The organism is Enterobacter sp. H2G27 (genome assembly GCF_054403075.1).
The window spans coordinates 4,445,795-4,467,691 of the sequence record NZ_JBSVSI010000001.1; the positions used below are offsets into that span (position 1 = coordinate 4,445,795).

The 21,897-nt window shown below is 54.0% G+C and carries 22 protein-coding genes; 9 read left to right on the forward strand and 13 right to left on the reverse strand.

The window, feature by feature from the left end:
- Window positions 1-112 precede the first annotated feature (112 nt).
- Entirely contained in the window at window positions 113-1,075 is a 963-nt protein-coding gene (locus tag ACW9E7_RS21110; RefSeq protein ID WP_458728324.1) for a polysaccharide deacetylase family protein, read from the forward strand.
- Window positions 1,076-1,090: 15 nt separating this feature from the next.
- Here ACW9E7_RS21110 and ACW9E7_RS21115 read toward each other — a convergent pair whose 3' ends face one another.
- The 6 genes from ACW9E7_RS21115 to rfaD are packed head-to-tail and all read right to left on the reverse strand — an operon-like array spanning window position 1,091 to window position 7,208.
- On the reverse strand, window positions 1,091-2,254 hold the full coding sequence (locus ACW9E7_RS21115) for an O-antigen ligase family protein (RefSeq protein ID WP_458728325.1): 1,164 nt from the start codon (window positions 2,252-2,254) through the stop codon (window positions 1,091-1,093).
- Window positions 2,241-3,098 (reverse strand): sugar glycosyltransferase, encoded by an 858-nt coding sequence (locus tag ACW9E7_RS21120; RefSeq protein WP_458728326.1) that lies wholly within the window; start codon window positions 3,096-3,098, stop codon window positions 2,241-2,243. Before ACW9E7_RS21120 ends, ACW9E7_RS21115 begins: the two co-directional genes overlap by 14 nt.
- A 49-nt stretch (window positions 3,099-3,147) precedes the next feature.
- On the reverse strand, window positions 3,148-4,236 hold the full coding sequence (locus ACW9E7_RS21125) for a glycosyltransferase family 9 protein (RefSeq protein WP_458728327.1): 1,089 nt from the start codon (window positions 4,234-4,236) through the stop codon (window positions 3,148-3,150).
- 3 nt (window positions 4,237-4,239) lie between these two features.
- Entirely contained in the window at window positions 4,240-5,223 is a 984-nt protein-coding gene (rfaC, locus tag ACW9E7_RS21130) for a lipopolysaccharide heptosyltransferase RfaC (protein ID WP_458728328.1), read from the reverse strand.
- A 3-nt stretch (window positions 5,224-5,226) separates the two neighbouring features.
- Window positions 5,227-6,273 (reverse strand): ADP-heptose--LPS heptosyltransferase RfaF, encoded by a 1,047-nt coding sequence (rfaF, locus tag ACW9E7_RS21135; RefSeq protein ID WP_032661897.1) that lies wholly within the window; start codon window positions 6,271-6,273, stop codon window positions 5,227-5,229.
- Window positions 6,274-6,275: 2 nt separating this feature from the next.
- Complete coding sequence (gene rfaD, locus ACW9E7_RS21140) at window positions 6,276-7,208, reverse strand: ADP-glyceromanno-heptose 6-epimerase (protein WP_008502707.1); 933 nt, start codon at window positions 7,206-7,208, stop codon at window positions 6,276-6,278.
- Window positions 7,209-7,423: 215 nt separating this feature from the next.
- Between rfaD and kbl the strand changes: the two genes are divergently transcribed.
- Window positions 7,424-8,620 (forward strand): glycine C-acetyltransferase, encoded by a 1,197-nt coding sequence (gene kbl, locus ACW9E7_RS21145; RefSeq protein ID WP_115876700.1) that lies wholly within the window; start codon window positions 7,424-7,426, stop codon window positions 8,618-8,620.
- Between the two features lie 9 nt (window positions 8,621-8,629).
- Window positions 8,630-9,658, forward strand: a complete 1,029-nt coding sequence (gene tdh / locus ACW9E7_RS21150; RefSeq protein WP_111964308.1) for an L-threonine 3-dehydrogenase — start codon at window positions 8,630-8,632, stop codon at window positions 9,656-9,658.
- A 27-nt stretch (window positions 9,659-9,685) separates the two neighbouring features.
- Here the strand turns inward: tdh and ACW9E7_RS21155 are convergent, their stop codons facing one another.
- Window positions 9,686-10,600 carry a hypothetical protein gene (locus tag ACW9E7_RS21155; protein WP_115876699.1) on the reverse strand — a complete coding sequence of 305 codons (915 nt, stop codon included), beginning with the start codon at window positions 10,598-10,600 and terminating at the stop codon, window positions 9,686-9,688.
- 15 nt (window positions 10,601-10,615) lie between these two features.
- The gene (locus tag ACW9E7_RS21160; protein WP_458728329.1) at window positions 10,616-11,821 is read right to left on the reverse strand and encodes a glycosyltransferase; all 1,206 of its coding nucleotides are present in this window, start codon (window positions 11,819-11,821) and stop codon (window positions 10,616-10,618) included.
- A 205-nt stretch (window positions 11,822-12,026) separates the two neighbouring features.
- Here ACW9E7_RS21160 and ACW9E7_RS21165 point away from each other — a divergent pair, with 205 nt between their 5' ends.
- Entirely contained in the window at window positions 12,027-12,827 is an 801-nt protein-coding gene (locus ACW9E7_RS21165; RefSeq protein WP_133293520.1) for a glycosyltransferase family 2 protein, read from the forward strand.
- Between the two features lie 3 nt (window positions 12,828-12,830).
- Here ACW9E7_RS21165 and ACW9E7_RS21170 read toward each other — a convergent pair whose 3' ends face one another.
- From ACW9E7_RS21170 to gpmM, 3 genes are read right to left on the reverse strand one after another with little or no spacing between them, the layout of a single operon-like run.
- Complete coding sequence (locus tag ACW9E7_RS21170; protein ID WP_115876696.1) at window positions 12,831-13,763, reverse strand: divergent polysaccharide deacetylase family protein; 933 nt, start codon at window positions 13,761-13,763, stop codon at window positions 12,831-12,833.
- Window positions 13,764-13,766: 3 nt separating this feature from the next.
- A complete protein-coding gene (gene envC, locus ACW9E7_RS21175; RefSeq protein ID WP_240741467.1) occupies window positions 13,767-15,026 on the reverse strand; it encodes a murein hydrolase activator EnvC in 1,260 nt (419 codons plus the stop codon).
- Window positions 15,027-15,059: 33 nt separating this feature from the next.
- Window positions 15,060-16,604, reverse strand: a complete 1,545-nt coding sequence (gpmM, locus tag ACW9E7_RS21180) for a 2,3-bisphosphoglycerate-independent phosphoglycerate mutase (protein WP_458728330.1) — start codon at window positions 16,602-16,604, stop codon at window positions 15,060-15,062.
- A 246-nt stretch (window positions 16,605-16,850) separates the two neighbouring features.
- Between gpmM and ACW9E7_RS21185 the strand changes: the two genes are divergently transcribed.
- From ACW9E7_RS21185 to cysE, 5 genes are all read left to right on the forward strand, one after another.
- On the forward strand, window positions 16,851-17,282 hold the full coding sequence (locus tag ACW9E7_RS21185; protein WP_023309913.1) for a rhodanese-like domain-containing protein: 432 nt from the start codon (window positions 16,851-16,853) through the stop codon (window positions 17,280-17,282).
- A gap of 11 nt (window positions 17,283-17,293) precedes the next feature.
- Entirely contained in the window at window positions 17,294-17,545 is a 252-nt protein-coding gene (grxC, locus tag ACW9E7_RS21190; protein ID WP_023309914.1) for a glutaredoxin 3, read from the forward strand.
- Window positions 17,546-17,577: 32 nt separating this feature from the next.
- Window positions 17,578-18,045 (forward strand): protein-export chaperone SecB, encoded by a 468-nt coding sequence (secB, locus tag ACW9E7_RS21195; protein ID WP_003860835.1) that lies wholly within the window; start codon window positions 17,578-17,580, stop codon window positions 18,043-18,045.
- A complete protein-coding gene (gene gpsA / locus ACW9E7_RS21200; protein ID WP_115876693.1) occupies window positions 18,045-19,064 on the forward strand; it encodes an NAD(P)H-dependent glycerol-3-phosphate dehydrogenase in 1,020 nt (339 codons plus the stop codon). The genes secB and gpsA overlap by 1 nt, the downstream gene beginning before the upstream one ends.
- Before the next feature lie 74 nt (window positions 19,065-19,138).
- Entirely contained in the window at window positions 19,139-19,960 is an 822-nt protein-coding gene (cysE, locus tag ACW9E7_RS21205) for a serine O-acetyltransferase (protein WP_008502718.1), read from the forward strand.
- On the opposite strand, the gene trmL is transcribed toward cysE, so the two are convergent.
- Both trmL and ACW9E7_RS21215 read right to left on the reverse strand, forming a co-directional pair.
- Window positions 19,957-20,430, reverse strand: coding sequence for a tRNA (uridine(34)/cytosine(34)/5-carboxymethylaminomethyluridine(34)-2'-O)-methyltransferase TrmL (trmL, locus tag ACW9E7_RS21210; protein WP_133293524.1), 474 nt, complete (start codon window positions 20,428-20,430; stop codon window positions 19,957-19,959). The two genes, cysE and trmL, sit on opposite strands and share 4 nt — an antisense overlap.
- Window positions 20,431-20,475: 45 nt before the next feature.
- The gene (locus ACW9E7_RS21215) at window positions 20,476-21,816 is read right to left on the reverse strand and encodes an MFS transporter (RefSeq protein WP_458728331.1); all 1,341 of its coding nucleotides are present in this window, start codon (window positions 21,814-21,816) and stop codon (window positions 20,476-20,478) included.
- Window positions 21,817-21,897 lie beyond the last annotated feature (81 nt).

The window sequence follows — 21,897 nt, forward strand, 5'->3', positions numbered from 1 at the left end:
GTTAGCGACTTGCACTCTTTCTCCATAATCTCAGTAATTTCCCTGGAAGGGTTTACTCATGCTTTGGAGAGTGCGTAACATAGCGCTAACTTTCCTGTCTTGCGGACTCATTATGAACAAACCAGCGTTTATCATCACAATTGATACTGAGGGCGATAATCTCTGGCAAAATCACCGCGTCATTAAAACGGAAAATGCGCGCTATCTGGCGCGTTTCCAGACGCTTTGCGAGCGTTTCGGCTTTAAGCCCGTGTGGCTGACCAATTATGAGATGGCGATCGAGCCCGTTTTCATCGAATTCGCAATGGACGCGATCGCCCGCGGTCAGGGGGAGGTGGGAATGCACCTCCACGCATGGAATAGCCCGCCGGAACACGATCTCACGGGAGATGACTGGCGCTGGCAGCCTTATCTGATTGAATTTTCCGATGAGATGATGCGCGAGAAAGTGCTGTTCATGACCCGACTGCTGGAAGAGACCTTCCAGACCAAAATGTTAAGCCACCGTGCCGGACGTTGGGCATTTGACAGTCGCTACGCAAAATTGCTCGTTGAACTGGGTTACCAGGTTGATTGCTCCGTGACGCCACGCGTGAACTGGCGCAATGCGAAAGGCGCCCCGCAGGGTAATGGCGGAACGGATTATCAGCATTTCCCTGACCACGCCTATTTCATGGATTTAGACAATATTTCCCGGGCAGGCGATAGTCCATTACTCGAAGTGCCGATGAGCATTCAGTATAAACACCCGGCGTGGTTGAACACGATCAAACAGGGTTACGACAGGCTTCGCGGTAAATACCGCTCCCCCTCTGTGAACTGGCTAAGACCGTCCGGTGGGAATGCGGCGCAAATGATTCAGGTTGCACAGCAATGCCTGTCTCAGGGAAGTGAGTACGTGGAGTTTATGCTTCATTCGTCAGAATTTATGGCGGGCGGAAGCCCCACGTTTAAAGATGAGGCGGCGATCGAAGGGTTGTATCAGGATTTAGAAGCGCTCTTTAGCTGGTTATCCGACAAGACGGTCGGGATGACGCTGGCGGAGTTTTATTCCCATAAAAATAGCGCCGGGTAAACGGCGCTGTAAGATTTATTTTTGCAGCAGCGTTTTAACGGGGGTGCTGAAAATAATGGCGAAAGGCAGCCAGAACAGGACCCAATATTCCCGAGGGTTACTGATAATAAACATACCCTGGGTGATATAGAACATCAGCGCGAAGACAAGGACAGCGATCTCCGCCTTATGGTCGGCCGCGAGGTGGCGAAGAGACTGTCTGGCGGCGTATAAAATCATACCGGCGAGTAGCATAAGCCCCACGATCCCCCCCTTAAGGAAGGTAGCTAAATAGAGGCTGTGCGTTGTGGAAATGGTCTGGCCATAGCCGTTAATGAACTGAAGCTCCTTGTTGAAGCCCCATCCGAAAATCGCTTTCTGTTTTGCCACTTCAACGGCGTGTTGCCAGATGCCAAAACGCACGGTACCTGCACGAGAAGACTCTTCTGCTCGATTGATAAATATATCGATCGAGCCGCTAAAATAGAAAGCGAGACCGATTAATAACAATACAACTACCGAACCCAGCAGCAGCTTAACATTCCACTTTGGTTTACAAAGAAACGCCACTGTCGCGGCCACCACGAGTGAAAGAAATGGCCCGCGGCTTTGAGTCAAAATTAAGCAGGCCAGCAGCAACGGGACGGGAAGATAAAACCAGACGTTACGAGTTTCACGCACCAGTATCGCGCTTAATAAAATTCCTAACGCCATGTATCCACCGAGATCAATCACATTGTCAGGTGCATAAGGAAAGGCATTAGAAAGTCTGTTATTGAAAATGTTCGCTTTATCAACATAAATCAGGGTGAGTATGGCGAGTGCGACAATACCTGCATAAGCTGCGCCAATGACGAATTTTTTCTTTCCCTGCAATTCACACTGACGGTAAAGACATATGAAAATAAATAAATAAAATGAATGTGTTAAGGCAGAGCTTACCTGAGACGACTCCGCCCAAAGATTCGAAAGTGAAAAATATATTAAAAAGGCGCCGGTAATGCCCAGAGCGGGAAGAAAAGTACGGTCGTTGATTAAACGGACTCTGAATTCATTGCTGACAATTGTGGCAATGATAAATAGCCCGAGCGCAACATGAAACAAGGTGTTTACGCGAGAAATTCCGCAAAAAATCATGCTTAAGAATACAAAAATCGCAAAAGGATAGAACGGAATGCGTTGGTAATTAATTGAAAACATCAGTAAAATCCTTTCTGGGAAAAACAAAGTCAGGTATAGCGCTTTGAGGTGATAGATTAATAACTGGGATGTTATCTTTTTTCAAAACAGTACTTGCCAGTGTGAACGCGGGGATCACAATATTATGTACTTTGTCACCAAGGAAGGAAGGCAACATGGTAGTACCGTTTTCATAAAATCGCGGTTGGTTGAAATTATTCATATCCAGACCAGCGATGTAAATCTTATTGAATCTCAAAAAATAAATTACCTGTAATGCCCAATACATTACGGTACCAGCATCTACCACACCGCGCCTCGCATCACGGCTAAAGGCAACATTGGGGTGTGTATTGGAAAAGACGATCTCTGGCCTACCCGCTAATGCCTGGTGCAAATTAGCCATTTTAATAGAGGGTTTATAGGTCTCATAACAAATATCTTCGATGATACATATTTCGCACTGGATGTTTTCATATGAAAAACGGTTTATGAGCTTAACGATCCCCATTACGGTCGTAAACAAAATGACATTTTTACATCCAATAACCTGCTTTAAAAGAGCAGTCTGACGGTCGATGAACGTCATGTCGACCACAAAATAGAGGCTAAAATGCAGCTTGTTATTGAGGTGCCATGCGCCGTTCACACCTGCAGTCACTATCGTGGATGACAGGTTTTCAAAATTAATCTTTTTGATTGAAGGACCGGTCGCAGCTATAAGTACCTCTCCCTCAAACCGATCCTGAAGCGAGGTAAGCGTAGCGAGGTTGATGTTCTGGCCTTTATATTTTAGATCACAAATCTCCCCGGTTTCATTGCGAGATAATTTAATAAAGGGCCACAAATTTTCATTGTGGCGCATATTTCGCTTATGCGTGTATCGGTAGATTTGTTTGGTTAGAGAGCCCATTTTACGCCTCTGGTAATTTGTTATTATTTATGGTCGTTAATAAACTCACTATGTTATCCATATCAACGTCGTCTATAGCAAAAAGTTTTTCTTTAGGCTGGCTGAAGTAATAACGTGTTTCAAAAACGTAGGAGTTAATGTTTTCATCATTACCAATCAACAGAACGTTACCAAGAGGGCGTTGTTCATAATGGCAGCAAGGCCCATATAACATAACTACCGGCACCCCGACGGAATCGGCGATGTAAACATTCCCCGAGTCAGAGGCAATATAGCAATCCATTTTAGAAATGGCCCAAGGCAGTTCTTCAAGCGAGATTTTGCCAATCAGATTAATAAAGTTGGGCAGTTCACCATAAGCGCGGGTGATATCGTCCATCCACGATTGTTCATTCGGGGCGCCAAACACATAAAATTCGCAAGGCAGGTCAGCGAGACGATCGGCAATTTGCTTCCAGATGACCGGCGGAATGGTTTTCGCTTTATTCCCGGCGGCTACGCTGATGCCAATGCGGATCACGCCGGGTTTATCGAGGATTGCCGGATAGGTCGCCGGTTTGAAAAGCGGCTTTGTGGCGTGCTTTGGCGAGTCTTTCCAGGTTAAGGTGCGATCGGCCAGTTTGAGATAGTTCGTTACCGACAGCGTCTTTCTGCCGTGTTCAACAGTGCCGTCTGCCGTTGCATAGAAAATACCGTGATACCATCTGCGCGTGTAAGTGCTTAAAAACTGTTTGTTTTTAGCATTACACACGGACGCGAAAAAGAGATTTACGCTGTTAGGTTGCAGGAGATAGACATTGTCATAGCGATTCATGATCCGGCAGGCAAAGACCAGTTTTCGCCACAGGTTACGCTTATGCTGCTCGATGAAAAAAATTTCATCGATCGTCTCATCATGCTTCGCCAGCGCACCCACGCTACGACTGATGAGTACGTCGCTTTTTTGAAGGTATGCCAGAAGGGGCGTTGCATTAACAAAATCGCCGATTTTAGCTGTCTGAATGAACAGGTTTTTACCTGTCTCTTTGCGGAACAGCTTCCGGATAAGCTTCACCGGAAAAAGTAAAATCAGCAGAAATACGTAACTCATGCGTTAGATATCCCTGTTGGAAAGCCAACGGCTGCCCTGTAAAAATGAAAAAATAGCATCTGCGCTGATATCCTTCGTTTGCTGGGTCGGGCTGACCATCTGATGCTGGTTCTTACCGTAACCCCCGATCAATCCGGGATCGGTCGGACCAAAAATCGTAATATTCGGACGATCCAGCGCCGCGGTTAAATGGCTTAAACCGGTATCAACGGAAACAACAGCATTCGCCCCCGCCAGCTGTGCAGCAACCTGCGCCAGCGTGAGTTTCGGCAATACCTCGACGTGCGAAAATCCTGCAGCCAGACGCTCTGCACGCTGCCGCTCATGTTCAGCGCCCCAGGGCAGTTTAATATGGATGCCGGTAGGTTGCATTAGTTCAATCAGGCATCGCCAGTGCGTTTCCGGCCAGTGTTTATCGTCGCGAGTTGTGGCATGCAGGAACACAAGATAAGGCTGAGCACAGGGATCTGTATTGCGCAAAAAGTGCTGTGCAATGGCGTAGTCGCCCTGGGTTTCCGGTTTGGCATAGCCCAGGCTTTTTGCAAACAGCTCGCGTGTACGTTCGACGGCATGCTGTTGCTTTGCGATGTAGTGGCGGCGGTTATAGAACAGGCTCGCCAGCGGTTCGCGGGCGGTGTGCCAGTCCATGCCGTGCTTTATGCCGCGTGCCAGACGCGTCACCAGCGCAGCGCTTTTCACCAGCCCCTGGGCGTCGATGATAGCGTCGTAATGTTGTGCCTGCACCGCCTCACGGAAGGCTTTGCGTTCGGCTTTAATTGGCGCGGAGAACCACGCTTTGCGCCAGCGGCGAATCGCCACCGGGATCACGCGGTCAACCGCTTCATGCCAGGTGGGGATCTGCGCGAAACCTTCTTCCACTACCCAGTCAAAACGAATGCCGGGAATGGCCCGCATGGCGTCCGTCAGTGACGGCAGCGTATGCAGAACATCGCCCATCGAAGAGGTTTTAACGATCAGTACCCGCATTCGTTATCCTTCTTCGCTCAGCAGCAGTTCGTTAAGTTCTTCGAGAACGCGCTCTGGGGTAATGTCGATCAGGCTCTGATGATAGCCTTCTGCGGCATCGCCTTTGCGCACTTTGTGGTAGCCGGTGATCAGGCGAATGACGCGCGCTTTATGAGAAAGCGGGGGCGTGAAGTCCGGGCTACTTGGGCCATACAGCGCCACAAGCGGGCGGTTGAGCGCGGCAGCGACGTGCATCAGGCCAGAATCGTTACTTACTACAGCCTTACAGGCGGCAATCAGAATAACCGCCTGTTCAAGCTGCGTTTCTCCCGCCAGGTTGCGGCACCAGGCCTGCTGTTCATTACTCAGCGTCGCGAGAATTTCGTTGCCTGCCTCGTGGTCCTTTGCCGAGCCGAACAGGACAATCTGGTAGCCTTCGTCAATCAGCTGTTTCGCCAGCTCCGCATAATGATAGTGCGGCCAGCGTTTTGCCGGGCCGAACTCGGCGCCAGGGCAGAAGCCAATCATCGGGCGTTCAGACGAAAGACCAAACGCGTTACAGGTCTGGGATTTTTCACCGTCGTTAACCTGAAGCTGTGGCCAGAGCAACGGCTGCGGCAGGTCTTTCGCACTGCGCATCACGCCTTTGTCATAGGCCAAAGCCACGTAGCGTTCCACCATCAGCGGCCAGGCCTCTTTATCCAGCACCCGCGCATCGTTCAGCAGGCCGTAGCGCATTTCGCCGCGCCAGCCGGTACGGTGCGGTATCCCCGCAAAAAAGGGCACCAGGGCGGATTTAAAGGAGTTTGGCAGGACATACGCGCGATCGTAGCGCTTCTCGCGCAGGCTATGACCGAGTTTACGGCGTTCGCCGATTTCCAGCGCCCCGTGGCCAAGCGGCATCGGGATGGCTTCATTCACTTCCGGCATACGCGACAACAGAGGACGGCACCATGCAGGTGCCATCACGTCGATTATCGCCTGGGGATAGCGCGCCTTGAGCGTGCGATAGAGACTTTGCGACATCATCATGTCGCCCACCCATGACGGGCCGATCACCAGAATCTTCATACTTACGCGTCGCGGTTCAGCCAGGCCATATATTCCGTTACGCCTTCGGCAACGGTCTTGAACGGCTTGTCATAACCCGCTGCGCGCAGGTTAGTCAGATCGGCCTGCGTGAATGCCTGATAACGGCCTTTCAGCTTGTCAGGGAACGGAATGTACTCAATGCTGCCTTTTTTGTGATACGCCAGCGTGGCGTCAGCCACTGCCTGGAAGGACTCCGCGCGGCCGGTCCCCAGGTTGAAGATGCCGGATACGCCGTTTTCCCAGAACCACAGGTTCACTGCGGCAACGTCGCCTACGTAGACGAAATCACGCTTAAAGCCGTCACTGCCTTCGAACAGTTTCGGACTTTCGCCGTTATTCAGCTGGGTGTTCAGGTGGAACGCTACGCTTGCCATACTGCCTTTGTGGCCTTCGCGCGGTCCGTAGACGTTGAAGTAACGGAAGCCGACGATCTGCGAGTTCGCTTCTGGCAGAACCTGACGCACGTACTCGTCGAACAGAAACTTAGAATAACCGTAGACGTTCAGCGGCTGTTCATACTCGCGGGACTCGATGAAGTCCGAGGTGCGGCCGCCGTAGGTTGCAGCAGAGGAGGCGTACAGGAACGGAATTTCACGCTCCAAGCAGTAGTGCAGGATCTCTTTGGAGTACTGATAGTTGTTGTCCATCATGTACTTACCGTCCCACTCGGTGGTGGAAGAACACGCACCTTCGTGGAAGATGGCTTCGATCTCGCCGAACTCTTCGCCTGCCATAATCTGGATAAGGAAGTCTTCTTTATCCATGTAGTCAGCGATGTTCAGATCCACCAGGTTAACAAACTTGGTGCCGTCTTTCAGGTTGTCAACCACCAGGATGTCGGTGATGCCTTTGTCATTGAGAGCCTTAACAATATTGCTGCCGATAAAGCCCGCGCCGCCGGTAACGATGATCATAACTGTAACCTTTGAAGTGTGGAGCCCGGGGACAATCCCGGACGCTAATGTCTCTATCATATCATTAGTATGGCTGCCCTTCAGCCATTCACCTTCACAGCGCAGGGGTACGCGTGATTTATGCTGCAAAAACGACAAGAGATGACGTGTCATCTCGTCATGAACTATAGGTTTGGGTAATATGTCCCGAAATTTGCCGAGTCTGGAGAATTGCAATGCGTGGTGATTTTTACAAACAGTTAAACAGCGACCTCGACACCGCACGTGCGGAAGGGTTGTTCAAGGAAGAGCGTATTATCACGTCTGCCCAGCAGGCGGACATCACCGTTGCCGACGGCAGCCATGTGATCAACTTTTGTGCGAACAACTACTTAGGTCTCGCAAATCACCCTGAGCTGATTGCCGCTGCAAAAAACGGCATGGACACCCACGGTTTCGGCATGGCCTCCGTACGCTTTATCTGCGGTACGCAGGACAGCCACAAGCAGCTTGAGCAAAAGCTGGCGAGCTTCCTCGGAATGGAAGACGCGATTCTTTACTCCTCCTGCTTTGACGCCAACGGCGGTCTGTTTGAGACCCTGCTCGGTGCAGAAGATGCGATTATCTCCGACGCCCTGAACCACGCTTCCATCATCGACGGCGTACGCCTGTGTAAAGCGAAGCGTTTCCGCTACGCCAACAACGATATGGTTGAGCTGGAAGCGCGCCTGAAAGAGGCTCGTGAAGCGGGTGCTCGCCACGTGCTGATCGCCACCGACGGCGTGTTCTCCATGGACGGCGTGATCGCCAACCTGAAGGGCGTGTGCGACCTGGCGGATAAATACGACGCGCTGGTGATGGTCGATGACTCTCACGCGGTCGGTTTTGTCGGCAAAAACGGCCGCGGTTCCCACGAATACTGTGACGTGATGGGCCGCGTGGACATCATCACCGGCACGCTGGGCAAAGCGCTCGGCGGCGCGTCCGGCGGCTATACCGCCGCGCGTAAAGAGGTGGTTGAGTGGCTGCGTCAGCGCTCCCGTCCGTATCTGTTCTCCAACTCCCTGGCGCCGGCGATTGTTGCCGCCTCCATTAAAGTGCTGGAGATGGTGGAGTCCGGCGCTGAGCTGCGCGACCGCCTGTGGTCCAACGCCCGTCTGTTCCGTGAAAAAATGAGCGCCGCAGGGTTTACCCTGGCCGGTGCCGACCATGCGATCATTCCGGTGATGCTCGGCGATGCGGTCGTCGCGCAGCAATTTGCCCGCGAACTGCAGAAAGAAGGGATTTACGTCACCGGGTTCTTCTTCCCGGTGGTGCCAAAAGGTCAGGCGCGTATCCGCACCCAGATGTCTGCGGCGCATACGCCTGAACAAATTGAACGTGCGGTAGAAGCCTTTACCCGCATTGGTAAACAGCTGGGCGTAATTGCCTGAGGACGTGTGATGAAAGCGTTATCCAAACTGAAAGCGGAAGAAGGGATTTGGATGACCGACGTGCCGGAGCCGGAAGTCGGTCATAACGATCTGCTGATCAAAATTCGTAAAACGGCCATCTGCGGTACTGACGTTCACATCTATAACTGGGACCAGTGGTCGCAGAAAACCATCCCGGTACCGATGGTTGTCGGTCACGAATATGTCGGCGAAGTGGTGGGTATCGGCCAGGAAGTAAAAGGCTTCAAAATTGGCGACCGCGTCTCCGGTGAAGGCCATATTACCTGCGGCCACTGCCGTAACTGCCGCGGCGGACGTACTCACCTGTGCCGTAATACCATCGGCGTGGGCGTGAACCGTCCGGGCTGCTTCGCGGAATATCTGGTGATCCCGGCCTTTAACGCGTTCAAAATCCCGGACAATATTTCTGACGATCTGGCCTCCATCTTCGACCCGTTTGGCAATGCGGTGCACACGGCGCTCTCTTTCGACCTGGTTGGTGAAGACGTGCTGGTCTCCGGCGCGGGCCCAATTGGCATTATGGCGGCAGCCGTGGCGAAGCACGTGGGTGCGCGCAACGTTGTGATCACCGATGTAAACGAATACCGTCTGTCGCTGGCGCGCAAAATGGGCGTCACCCGTGCGGTGGATGTCTCGAAAGAGAGCCTGAGCGACGTGATGGAAGAGCTGGGCATGACCGAGGGCTTTGACGTGGGTCTGGAGATGTCCGGCGCGCCACCGGCGTTTCGCACCATGCTCGACACCATGAACCACGGCGGTCGTATTGCGATGCTGGGTATTCCGCCATCGGATATGTCTATCGACTGGAACAAGGTCATCTTCAAGGGGCTGTTCATTAAGGGCATCTATGGCCGCGAAATGTTCGAGACCTGGTACAAGATGGCGGCGCTGATCCAGTCCGGTCTGGATCTGTCCCCGATTATCACTCACCGTTTCTCCATCGATGAGTTCCAGCAGGGCTTTGACGCGATGCGTTCCGGCCAGTCAGGGAAAGTTATCCTGAGCTGGGATAAGTAATCAAAAAGGGGCCTGAGGCCCCTTTTTTTATTGATTCTTTTTCTCTTCGTCCGTCAGGTAGCGCACCTTGCGGGTGTAGTCCTGACCTTTGAACAGCAGTTTGTTATCCGGTGATTCAAGATACTTTTGCCATTCTGAGAGAGGGAAACCGCCGTGCGCGCCAATCACCTCTTTCGGAACTACGGCTTCCTGCCCGCCGATCTTCTTGGAGACCGGCCAGTTCATCCAGTCACCCAGGTTAACCGTTTTTAAATCCAGCATGTCCAGCAGCGCGGCGAGCGGCAGCTGATCGGTCGGCGGCTGCGTGTCGTCCATCAGTTCCCAGGTATCCTGGAACAGCGTCAGCCACAGCGGGCAGATACGGCGCCAGGTTTTTTTAGTTGCCGCAAGAAACGCGCCGTTAACGTGATCGACCAGATAAGGGCGCACCGTCTCCTTGTAATACGCCGGCACTTTCTCCGCAGGCGCACCGTCCAGCTTGGCAATCATTTTACCCTGACGGAAGCTGGAGTAGATGTGCATATCGGCCATGTTGATCTCTGGCATCTTCAGCAAATTGAGATCGGAATCGATCATCAATATCCCTTCACCGCGAGCCTGTAGCGGGGCGTTAAGCTTCACCAGACGGCTGAGGTAGATCTGCTTATAGCGGTAACTTTCCTCACGAACGGGAAGGTTAAGCGTCACTACGCGGGTTTTAGGCGGCAGTATCCCAAAGGCAGATTCGGGTTGATCGCTGACGATGACGATTTCGCTCACCCCGGTGGCATAACGTTCCGCGAAGGTGGCAGAGAGTAATGCTTCTTCGACGAAATCTGCGCCGGTACACGGAATCACAATAGAGTCCACCGCAGCAAGCGCGCCCGTCATGGGAAGAGAGCTGTAAGGAATGTTGTGTCGCCCGGTGATATGACGATAGCGAGCATTAAGAAATTTAAACATAGTTATCTCGTTTGGTCAGCGCGCGCCAAGCACGGCTTCGACACCGCTGACGTAGTTTTCAATGGCGTAGTTATGACAGACGTTCTGGTAAGCAGCTGCCGCCAGTCGAGCCCGCAGTTCCGCGTCTGCCCAGATATTGTCCAGATGCTGTGCAAGTTGTGGAACATCGCTCCAGGGGAAGAGCAGACCTGTCGAATCATGGTCAATCAATTCTGCCGTGCCGGTCACCTGAGAGCCAATCACGGGGATATTGAGAAGCATCGCTTCCAGCACCACGCGCGGTAGCCCTTCGCTTTTTGAGGCGAGGATAAAGGCGTCAAACGTAGCGAGGTAATCAAACGGGGTGTTCTGAAAACCGGTGAAGATGACGTGATGTTCAATGCCCAGCGCTCGGGCCTGTTCCGCTAAAGCGCGGCGTTCGGCACCTTCGCCGACCAGCACCATTTTCCATTTCGCCTGCGGATGCTTCTCGCTGAACTGTGCCAGCGCCTCCAGCGTGTGGTGGTTGGCTTTGCGAGGGATTAACGACCCGATACTGCCGAACACAAACGTGTCGTCATCAATATTCAGGCGCTGGCGCATCGCACGCCGGTCAGGTAAAGGCTGGTGGATGTCGATGGCATTATTGACCGTCGTACACAGTTCGGGCCGGACGCCATGCTGAAGTAACACGCGTTCAACGCCGTGCGAGACGGCGATGATTTTTGTGGCATGGGCATTAACCATCTTTACCAGAGGTGGGGTCAAAACAGGTTCAATGCGGCAGTGTTGGATCACCCGCACCTGCAGGTTCGCCGCCGCCAGATAGCCTTCTTCATTTGAGCCAGGCTGGTTATTCATATAGAGCGTATCGAAACCGCCCTGCGAGAAAAGAGTTTCGATCTTGCTGACGTTAGGCCTGATGCGCCACATAATATCCACGTGACGCGTTAATGCCTTGCGGGCGCTGCGCGAGAAAAACAGCAGGCTACGTCCAGCTTCCTTCAACAATTTGGCCCAGACTGGCTGCGGACGTTGAGGAATCACGATGAGCGGGATCCCGATGCCGTTGAGCACCTGGCCAATCTTCTCACCTTCGGCACGACTATAATCACTGTAAAAACAACAGGTAATATCGAATTTATCGCGATTGATTCGCTTCAGGAGCTCAAGCATACTGTTGGTGCCTCCCCCCCATTCTTTACCCGTATCCAGGAGGAGAATTTTACTTTTGTGCGGCATGTCTGAATCCGTGTGCTACCCTTCATCTGACAGCATTATAAAGAATCTGTTGAAATAAAATAGATTTTTCTATTTTATTGCGCTTCAGGATTAGAGAAAATTTCAAGCGCGTTTATTTTAAAAGTGTGATTCAGGACTTTAACCATCTCTACTCATTTATATAGTATTAATAATATTAATTTAGGCTGCTATTGAGAGTGGGAAAATGTTTAAAATAACGGTCTGCTTATTAACGTTTAATTCTGAGAGATTGTTGCATGATGTTATTCCGCCTCTTTTAAAAATAGCGGATGAAGTCGTCGTGGTTGATTCAGGGAGTACGGACAAAACACGATATATTTGTGAGAGCTTTGGACTGCTCCCGGTCTATAAAAAATTTGGCTGGCATGGCGAGCAGATGAACCATGCCATATCCTTAGCCAGCAATGACTGGGTCCTGTGCATCGATAGCGACGAAATTCTTGACCAGGAAACGGTTAATGCCATTTTAAGGTTAAAAGCAGGTGATGAGCCTGACCCCGGAACGGCATGGCGAATATGCCGCCACTGGTTTGTTCTGGGTGAAGAAGTCCGGACGATTTATCCCGTTTCATCCCCTGATTATCCTGTGCGTCTTTTTAACCGTAAACAGTCCCGGTTTAATAACCGACCGGTAGACGATCAGGTCGAAGGTTTTCTCCGTTGTGAACGTATTCAGGGTTATGTAAAACATGATACGTTTCCCACGCTGCACGAGCTTTTTAATAAATTAAATTGTTATACAACCCGCCTGGTTCAACATCAAAAAATACGGCCCTCTGTTGGGCGCGGCGTAATCAGCGCCATCGGTGCTTTTTTCAAATGGTATCTTTTTAGCGGCGCCTGGCGTAAGGGCAAAGTGGGGGTGGCAACGGGACTGTATGCCACAGCCTATAGTTTTTTGAAGTATTTCAAATCCTGGTATCAGCATCAGGAAAAAAAAGAGTCCGTTGCTAACGAGCAGACGGACTCACAGATTGCGAAATAGGCGTCAGGCTTTCTTACCCCATCCCTGCCACTGCTGCTGGACGTATTTCACCAGCGTACTGTTACTGATGCTGTCTCCGATGACGGAGAAGAAGCGGGTCGCATAGACCGGTTCAAGCGGCTGCTTCGGTACACAGCGCTTCACGCCGCGGAACGGATTACGCGGCGCTGTCGGGACGGGCTGCGCAGAATTCGGTGTAGAGGTATCCACCTGCGGCTCGTTCAGTAGATCGCTCGGCCGTACCAGCGTGATATCGGAAGGCAAGGTCGGCAGCATCTGCTGCAGGACGCGAACGGTAGACGGGTGCGGGTGACCGATGGCGATGGCTGAGCCATTGCGGCGGGCCAGCTGTACCGCGCGATTAAACTGCATGCGGATATCGGCTTCGTTCTGGGTATCATCCAGGAACACCTTGCGCTTAATTACCTTTACGCCCGTTCCCTGAGCGGCACGCATCGCCTGGCTGTTGCCGATGGTCATGCTGTCGAGGAAGTAGAGGTTGTAACGCTCCAGCGCCTGCATCACTTTGAGCATCCCGTACAGGCTTGACGTCATCGCGCTGCCCATATGGTTGTTCAGCCCTACGGCATACGGCACTTTGTTGTAGGCGTCACGGATGATGCGCTCGATTTCCTCGCTGCTCATGTCCGGGCGCAGGGTATCTTTTTCCAGCGGCTGCTTGCTGAGCGGGGCCATTGGCAGGTGGATCAGCACCTGATGGCCGCTGCTGTGTGCTTTGGTCGCCATCTCACGCGCGTGGGGAGCATTCGGAAGGACGGCGACAGAGATGGCCGACGGCATCGCCAGCACCTGATTTTCATAGTGCGGACGATAACCGAAGTCATCAATCACGATAGCGAGTTTACCTGCGTATACCGGTGCAGCCAGCGCCAGCGCGCTGACGACGGAGAAAACCATTCGACGAAATTGAAGCAAAACTTATCTTCCCAACCACGGCTGTGGATTGACCGCCTGACCCTGGCGACGAATTTCGAAATAGAGTGACGGGCGGCCCTGACCGCCACTGCTGCCCACAAGGGCGATGGGTTGGCCGGCGCGCACCTGCGTGCCGACGCTGACCAGCGCGCTCTGGTTGTAGCCGTAAAGGCTCATATCACCTTTACCGTGTTCGACCACCACGACCAGTCCGTAACCCTGCAGCCAGTCGGCAAGAATCACGCGGCCATCGGCGATGGCTTTCACTTCGCTACCTTCAGACGCACCAATAACGATCCCTTTCCAACGTAGCTCACCCTGGAGCTGTTCGCCATAGCGATGCAGAATTGAACCGCGAACGGGCCAGAAAGCCTGGCCGCGAGGAGAACCCAAACCGCCGGTACGCGACATCAGGGAACGTTCGCTCTCGCTTGGCTTGTAGGTGGTGCCTTTGCGGGACGCTTCCTGCTGCTTGTCGCGAACGGCCTGCGCCTCGCGCGCTTCTTTTTCGGCACGCGCTTTCGCCGCGGCTTCCGCACGGGCGATGCTGTTACGCAGTTTTGATTCGTTGGCGCGCATTTCGCTGAGCTGGCTCTGTCCTTCCTGAATAGAGGATTCAAGGCCGGAAAGGGTTTTCTTACGCTCGTTGCGCGCCTGCTCGAGCTTTGCCTGCTGGGCCTGCTGATCGTAGAGCAGCGTCTGCTGCTGGCTCTGCTTCTCTTCCAGCTCGGCTTTTTGCGTGGAAACTTCTTCGCGCGTCTGTCTCAGCTGCGCGATAGTCTCCTGGCGCGCCTGGTTGAGATAGCCAAAGTAGGCCTGCAGGCGCTGGCCGCGCTGGCTCTCTTCGCCGCTGAGGATCAGCTGGAGTCCGGTATGTTCACCCTGGCGGAATGCGGCATCAAGCTGTGCGGCAAGATTGCGCTCCTGCGCATCGCGCTGGCGTTCCAGTTTGGCAATCGACGCGTTCATCTCGTCGATCTGCTTGTTCAACAGGGCGAGGGTGTTTTGCGTTTCACGCAGTTTACGCGCGGCGGCGGAGATCGCCTCTTCCTGTTGCTTTAGCTGGGCAAGAAGTGCGGATCGCTGCTGTTGCTGCTGGCGTACCGCACGCTCTTTGGCGGCGATATCGGCCTGAATGGATTTCAGCTGGTCGCGGTCATCCGCGTGGGCGGATGCGGCGCACAGCAATACGCCAGCGCTGAGTGCGCTGGCGTAAAACAGAGGTCTGACTGATAACCTAAGCGGCTTCACGACCCATGTGATTGAAAAAATCGCCTTTCCCCTCATGGGGAGCGATTATTCCACGATGAACAGCGGCTTACCAGTCATCTCTTCAGGGATCGGCATCCCCATCAGCGACAGCATGGTTGGCGCGATGTCAGAAAGCTTGCCACCCTCCACTGCTTTCAGTGATTTATCACCCACATAAATCAGCGGAACGGGCAGGTTGGTGTGGGCGGTATGCGCCTGGCCGGTCGCCGGGTCGCGCATCTGTTCAGCGTTACCGTGATCTGCGGTGATCAGCAGCTGGCCGCCAACGGATTCAACAGCTTTCGCAACCTGATCAACGCAGTGATCCAGTGCTTCAACCGCTTTCACTGCCGCTTCCATCACCCCGGTATGACCCACCATGTCGCCGTTCGGGTAGTTACAAATGATGGTGTCATATTTACCGCTCTCGATGGCCGCAACCAGTTTTTCCGTCAATTCTGCAGAGCTCATTTCTGGCTGCAGATCGTAGGTCGCGACTTTCGGTGAGTTGATCAGAATGCGGTCTTCGCCTTTGAACGGCTCTTCAACGCCGCCGTTAAAGAAGAAGGTCACGTGCGCGTATTTTTCAGTTTCGGAAATACGCAGCTGCGTTTTGTCGTTCTTCGCCATCCACTCACCGAAGGTGTTTGCCAGCGAGGCCGGTGGGTATGCGCACGGCGCTTTGATGTCTGCCGCATATTCGGTCAGCTGGATGAAGTCGATGTTTACCACTTTCTTGCGGGCAAAACCGTCGAAGTCGCTGTTGACGAAAGCACGGGTGATTTCGCGCGCGCGGTCAGCGCGGAAGTTCATGAAGATCAGCGCGTCGCCATCTTCCATGGCGGCGTCGGTCTGGCCTTCAGCGCGAATGACGGACGCTTTGACGAATTCGTCGTTTTCATCACGAGCATAAGCTGCTTCCAGCGCTTCAACGGCGGTCGCGAACTGGAATTCACCTTTTGCCAGGGTCAACAGGTCATAGGCCTGTTCAACGCGATCCCAGCGGTTGTCGCGGTCCATGGCGTAGTAACGGCCAATAATGGATGCTACGCGGCCTTTACCCAACGCGGCGAATTTGTCTTCGAAGGCTTGCAGAGAGCCTTTTGCGCTGCGTGGTGGCGTATCGCGACCGTCCAGGAAGGCGTGCAGATAGATTTTTTCTGCACCGCGTTCAGCGGCCAGTTTAACCATCGCCATGATGTGATCTTCGTGGCTGTGCACGCCGCCAGCAGAGAGCAGGCCCATAATGTGTACAGCCTTGCCAGCGGCAACGGCTTTATCGACCGCGCCAGACAGCGTTGGGTTGGAGAAGAAGGTGCGTTCTTTGATTTCAACGTCCAGACGCGTCAGGTCCTGATACACAATACGCCCGGCGCCCAGGTTTACGTGACCGACTTCGGAGTTGCCCATCTGGCGGTCCGGCAGGCCCACTTCCAGGCCAGACGCGTCAATCAGCGTATGTGGACGTTTTGCCCACAGGGCATCCATGACCGGGGTTTTGGCGTTGAAAATAGCGTTATCCTGGCTATCTTCACGGTAGCCATAACCATCCAGAATCACCAGTACCATAGGTTTTTTAGAAACCGACATTGCGACAACCTCATGCTCAAGAGTCAAAATTTGCGTAATTTTACTACAGCTGAATCGATCAAATAGCCGCAGAAGATCAAAGAAAGCGCAGTGGCAAGGTGCCCTCCAGACCATTTTGAGGCATTTTTTTAGGTGGCATGCCGCAGAAAATGGATTAGGTTATGGTCGCTGGCTGTATTTGCCAGAACGCACAGGTATACTCCTGTCCTGGTTTTTTTATCAATTAGTCGGGAGTAGTTACCCTCCATGCAAGAAATTATGCAATTCGTTAGCCGCCATCCGGTTCTGAGCATCGCGTGGATTGGCCTGCTGGCTGCTGTGCTGTTCACCACATTTAAGAGCCTGACGTCTAAGATTAAGGTTATCACCCGTGGTGAAGCGACGCGTCTGATTAACAAAGAAGATGCCGTCGTTGTCGATCTGCGTCAGCGTGACGATTTCCGTAAAGGTCACATTGCGGGCGCAATCAACCTGTTGCCAGCTGAAATCAAAGCGAACAACGTCGGTGAGCTTGAAAAACACAAAGCCCAGCCGATTATCGTTGTCGATGCGACCGGCATGCAGGCACAGGAATCTGCCAGCGCGCTTCATAAAGCAGGCTTCGAAAACGTAACGGTGCTGAAAGAAGGTATTTCCGGCTGGAGCGGGGAAAATCTTCCTTTGGTGCGCGGTAAATAAGGAGTTCAGTCATGGCCAATATTGAGATCTATACCAAAGCGACGTGTCCGTTCTGCCATCGTGCGAAAGCGCTGCTGAACAGCAAGGGCGTCACGTTCCAGGAACTGCCGATCGACGGTGACGCGATTAAACGCGAAGAGATGATCAAACGTAGTGGTCGCACGACGGTTCCGCAGATTTTTATTGATGCGCAGCACATTGGCGGCTGTGATGACTTGTATGCGCTCGACGCCCGTGGTGGACTCGATCCGCTGCTGAGCTAAGAGACTTTAGGACAATTAAAAAGGGTATTTCCATGTCAGAACAAAACAACACCGAAATGACTTTCCAGATCCAGCGTATCTACACCAAGGACGTCTCTTTCGAAGCGCCAAATGCGCCACACGTTTTCCAGAAAGATTGGCAGCCAGAGGTTAAACTTGATCTGGATACCGCATCTACCCAACTGGCAGATGACGTGTATGAAGTCGTGCTGCGTGTGACCGTTACCGCATCCCTGGGCGAAGAAACTGCATTCCTGTGTGAAGTACAGCAGGGCGGCATCTTCTCTATCGGCGGTATCGAAGGCAACCAGATGGCACATTGCCTGGGTGCGTACTGCCCGAACATTCTGTTCCCGTATGCGCGTGAATGCATCACCAGCCTGGTTTCTCGCGGTACATTCCCGCAACTGAACCTTGCGCCAGTTAACTTTGATGCGCTGTTCATGAACTATCTGCAGCAGCAGGCTGGCGAAGGTGCTGAACAACATCAGGATGCCTGATGAGCACTGTTAATGCGTCAATGACTGTGATCGGTGCCGGCTCATACGGCACCGCTCTTGCCATCACGCTGGCAAGAAATGGTCACGATGTGGTCCTCTGGGGCCACGACCCAAAACATATCGCAACGCTGCAGCGCGACCGCTGTAACGTGGCGTTTCTCCCGGACGTTCCGTTCCCTGACTCCCTGCACCTTGAAAGCGACCTTGCGACCGCGCTGGCGGCCAGCCGCAACATTCTGATTGTGGTTCCGAGCCATGTCTTTGGTGACGTGCTGCGTCAGATTAAGCCGCTGATGCGCCCGGATGCGCGCATTGTCTGGGCGACTAAAGGACTGGAAGCCGAAACCGGACGCCTGCTGCAGGACGTTGCCCGTGAAGCGCTGGGTGATGAGATCCCGCTGGCGGTCATCTCCGGCCCGACCTTTGCCAAAGAGCTGGCCGCTGGCCTGCCGACGGCGATTTCGCTGGCCTCAACCGATCGGGCCTTCTCAGACGATCTTCAACAGCTGCTGCACTGCGGCAAGAGCTTCCGCGTCTACAGCAACCCCGATTTTATCGGCGTGCAGCTGGGCGGAGCGGTGAAGAACGTGATTGCGATTGGTGCCGGGATGTCCGACGGCATTGGTTTTGGTGCCAACGCGCGTACGGCGCTGATCACCCGCGGTCTGACCGAGATGTCCCGCCTGGGCGAAGCGCTGGGTGCCGATCCGGCCACCTTTATGGGAATGGCTGGCCTGGGCGACCTGGTGCTGACCTGTACCGACAACCAGTCTCGTAACCGCCGTTTTGGCATGATGCTCGGACAGGGCAGCAATGTGAAAGACGCGCAGGAGAAGATTGGTCAGGTGGTGGAAGGCTACCGCAATACCAAAGAAGTCCGCGAGTTGGCGCACCGTTTCGGTGTCGAAATGCCAATAACCGAGGAAATTTATCAGGTATTATATTGCGGAAAAAATGCGCGCGAGGCAGCATTGACCTTATTAGGTCGTGCGCGCAAGGACGAGCGCAGCAGTAACTAGTCGGAACCGTTGTCACCTGAATGACCCAGCCAGCGCAGAACTGGCTGGTCATTAACTATCGTCTGGAGTAAGCAATGCCGTGTGAAGAACTGGATATCGTCTGGAACAACATTAAAGCCGAAGCCCGGGCGCTGGCCGACTGTGAGCCTATGCTGGCCAGTTTCTACCACGCAACGCTACTCAAGCACGAAAACCTCGGCAGCGCGCTCAGCTATATGCTCGCCAACAAGCTGGCATCCTCAATAATGCCTGCTATCGCTATCCGTGAAGTGGTGGAAGAGGCTTACGCCGCTGACCCGGAAATGATCGCCTCTGCCGCCTGTGATATCCAGGCGGTGCGCACGCGTGACCCGGCGGTCGATAAATATTCTACGCCGCTGCTGTACCTGAAAGGCTTCCACGCTCTGCAGGCGTACCGCATTGGCCACTGGCTGTGGAATGAAGGCCGCCGCGCGCTGGCTATCTTCCTGCAAAACCAGGTTTCCGTGACGTTTCAGGTTGATATTCACCCGGCGGCTAAGATTGGCCGTGGGATCATGCTCGACCACGCCACCGGGATCGTTGTCGGGGAAACGGCAGTGATTGAAGACGACGTCTCGATCCTGCAGTCGGTTACCCTGGGCGGTACCGGTAAAACCAGCGGCGATCGCCATCCGAAAATTCGTGAAGGGGTGATGATAGGCGCGGGTGCCAAAATTCTTGGCAATATCGAAGTCGGACGCGGCGCGAAGATCGGCGCAGGTTCCGTGGTGCTCCAGCCTGTGCCGCCGCATACTACCGCCGCTGGCGTACCGGCGCGCATCGTCGGTAAGCCAGACAGCGACAAGCCGTCCATGGACATGGATCAGCACTTCAACGGCATTCACCATACCTTCGAGTATGGCGACGGCATTTAACTTTTGAGAATGGCGCCCGGATATCCCAGCTGGCGCCATGCTTCATACACCACCACCGACACCGCGTTCGACAGGTTCATGCTGCGGCTGTCCGGCATCATCGGAATACGGATTTTCTGCTCGGCGGGCAGGGCATCCAGAATCGTGGCCGGCAGGCCGCGGGTTTCCGGGCCAAACATCAGATAGTCACCTGCCTGATAGCTCACGGCGCTGTGCGCCGGCGTGCCTTTGGTGGTCAGGGCGAACATGCGCTGCGGCTGCTCGGCTTCCAGAAACGCGGCGTAATCGTGGTGGCGAATAACGGCGGTAAATTCATGGTAATCCAGCCCTGCGCGACGCAGACGTTTGTCGTCCCACGTAAAGCCCATTGGCTCAATGATGTGCAGACGAAAACCGGTGTTGGCACACAGGCGGATAATATTGCCGGTATTCGGCGGAATTTCTGGTTCGAATAAAACGATGTTAAGCATGCTGCCCCCTTAATTGCGGGGGCAGCATAGCAGAAAAGAGAGGAACTACGCGACGCCGGGCTCCTGCGAGCGGCTGTACAGCATTTTGTAGACGATTGCCGCGGCGGCCACCAGAGCGGGCACGCTGAGGATCATTAAAATACTGTCCGCCTGCCACTGCATAGAGAGAAGCTGGGCGCTGGTCATAGTTCCCGCCACGCCGCCAAAGCGGCCGATCCCCTGCATCCAGGCGATGCCCGTCGCGCGGCACTCGGTAGGGTAAAAGGTGGCGGCCAGGGTCTGCATGCCCGACTGCGCACCGTTCATCGCGATCCCCATCAGGAAAATCAACCCGCCAAACAGGGCGATATGATTATGCTCCATGCCGAGTAGCAGGATCAGCCCCATCGTCAGGATAAACCCGCCCGCGACCACCTTGTGCGCTTCCCAGCGGTCCATCATCCAGCCCGCGAGCAGGATCCCGGCCGTGCCGCCGAAGGTGAACAGCGAGGTGAGCCAGGCGGACTCCGCCAGGGCATAACCCATTCCCTGCATCAGCGTCGGCATCCAGCTCAGCAGGACGTAGTAAATCACCAGCCCCATAAAATAGGTCACCCACAGCATCAGGGTCCCGGGCAGCCAGGGCATGGAAAACAGCTGCGACACGCTCCCTTTTTTAGATGCGACTTTCTCCTCCGCCAGGAAAAAGCCCGTGACGCTATCCAGCGTGCTGCGGGCGAACCGGCTGGCGATGCGGCGGACCTGCATGACATCTCTTCCGCGCTGCACCAGAAACTTCACCGACTCCGGCAACAGCAGCGCCAGCAGCAGCGTTAAAATCAGCGGTGCAATTGCGCCGGTCAGCAGCACGCTTCGCCAGCCGTGGTGGGGAATCAGCCAGGACGAGATCGCGCCGCCGCCCGCCGCACCCAGAGGGAAGCCGCAGTACATGGTGTTAATCGCCATGGCGCGACAGCGCTGGGGGGCAAACTCGGAGATAAGCGTAATGGCGTTGGGCATCGCAGCACCGAGCCCGAGCCCCGTCAGGAAGCGCCACAGCGTCAGGGTATTCAGACTTTGCGCCCAGGCCGTCCCCAGGCTCGCCAGGCCGAAGAACAGGCACGAAAAGACCAGCACGCGCTTGCGCCCCATCCGGTCCGATACCGGACCGGCGATCAGCGCACCCAGCGACAGCCCCAGCAGCGCCGCGCTCAGCACCGGCCCCAGATCCTGTTTATGGATCCCCCATTCTGCCGACAGCGTAGGGGCGATGTAGCCCATCGCCGCCGTATCAAAGCCATCGATCGCCAGAACCAGAAAGCCCAGCACAATGAGCAGCCAGTGAAATCCTGAAAAGCGACTTTCATCGATCACCTGCTGAATATCCACCTTACCTGAATACGCCATACGCTCCCCTCTGATGTGATGTTGTTTTTGTGTTCTTGTATTTGCTTGTCTATACAATTGCGGACGGCAGGTGGATGTCAA

Coding starts and splice junctions, on each gene's coding strand:
- ACW9E7_RS21185 (WP_023309913.1), top strand. CDS start 16,851: ATGCAAGAAATTATGCAATTCGTTAGCCGCCATCCGGTTCTGAGCATC.
- ACW9E7_RS21115 (WP_458728325.1), bottom strand. CDS start 2,254: ATGTTTTCAATTAATTACCAACGCATTCCGTTCTATCCTTTTGCGATT.
- ACW9E7_RS21155 (WP_115876699.1), bottom strand. CDS start 10,600: ATGTTTAAATTTCTTAATGCTCGCTATCGTCATATCACCGGGCGACAC.
- cysE (WP_008502718.1), top strand. CDS start 19,139: ATGCCGTGTGAAGAACTGGATATCGTCTGGAACAACATTAAAGCCGAA.
- ACW9E7_RS21215 (WP_458728331.1), bottom strand. CDS start 21,816: ATGGCGTATTCAGGTAAGGTGGATATTCAGCAGGTGATCGATGAAAGT.
- ACW9E7_RS21160 (WP_458728329.1), bottom strand. CDS start 11,821: ATGCCGCACAAAAGTAAAATTCTCCTCCTGGATACGGGTAAAGAATGG.
- secB (WP_003860835.1), top strand. CDS start 17,578: ATGTCAGAACAAAACAACACCGAAATGACTTTCCAGATCCAGCGTATC.
- trmL (WP_133293524.1), bottom strand. CDS start 20,430: ATGCTTAACATCGTTTTATTCGAACCAGAAATTCCGCCGAATACCGGC.
- ACW9E7_RS21125 (WP_458728327.1), bottom strand. CDS start 4,236: ATGAGTTACGTATTTCTGCTGATTTTACTTTTTCCGGTGAAGCTTATC.
- grxC (WP_023309914.1), top strand. CDS start 17,294: ATGGCCAATATTGAGATCTATACCAAAGCGACGTGTCCGTTCTGCCAT.
- ACW9E7_RS21165 (WP_133293520.1), top strand. CDS start 12,027: ATGTTTAAAATAACGGTCTGCTTATTAACGTTTAATTCTGAGAGATTG.
- ACW9E7_RS21110 (WP_458728324.1), top strand. CDS start 113: ATGAACAAACCAGCGTTTATCATCACAATTGATACTGAGGGCGATAAT.
- rfaC (WP_458728328.1), bottom strand. CDS start 5,223: ATGCGGGTACTGATCGTTAAAACCTCTTCGATGGGCGATGTTCTGCAT.
- kbl (WP_115876700.1), top strand. CDS start 7,424: ATGCGTGGTGATTTTTACAAACAGTTAAACAGCGACCTCGACACCGCA.
- gpmM (WP_458728330.1), bottom strand. CDS start 16,604: ATGTCGGTTTCTAAAAAACCTATGGTACTGGTGATTCTGGATGGTTAT.
- ACW9E7_RS21120 (WP_458728326.1), bottom strand. CDS start 3,098: ATGCGCCACAATGAAAATTTGTGGCCCTTTATTAAATTATCTCGCAAT.
- gpsA (WP_115876693.1), top strand. CDS start 18,045: ATGAGCACTGTTAATGCGTCAATGACTGTGATCGGTGCCGGCTCATAC.
- tdh (WP_111964308.1), top strand. CDS start 8,630: ATGAAAGCGTTATCCAAACTGAAAGCGGAAGAAGGGATTTGGATGACC.
- rfaD (WP_008502707.1), bottom strand. CDS start 7,208: ATGATCATCGTTACCGGCGGCGCGGGCTTTATCGGCAGCAATATTGTT.
- rfaF (WP_032661897.1), bottom strand. CDS start 6,273: ATGAAGATTCTGGTGATCGGCCCGTCATGGGTGGGCGACATGATGATG.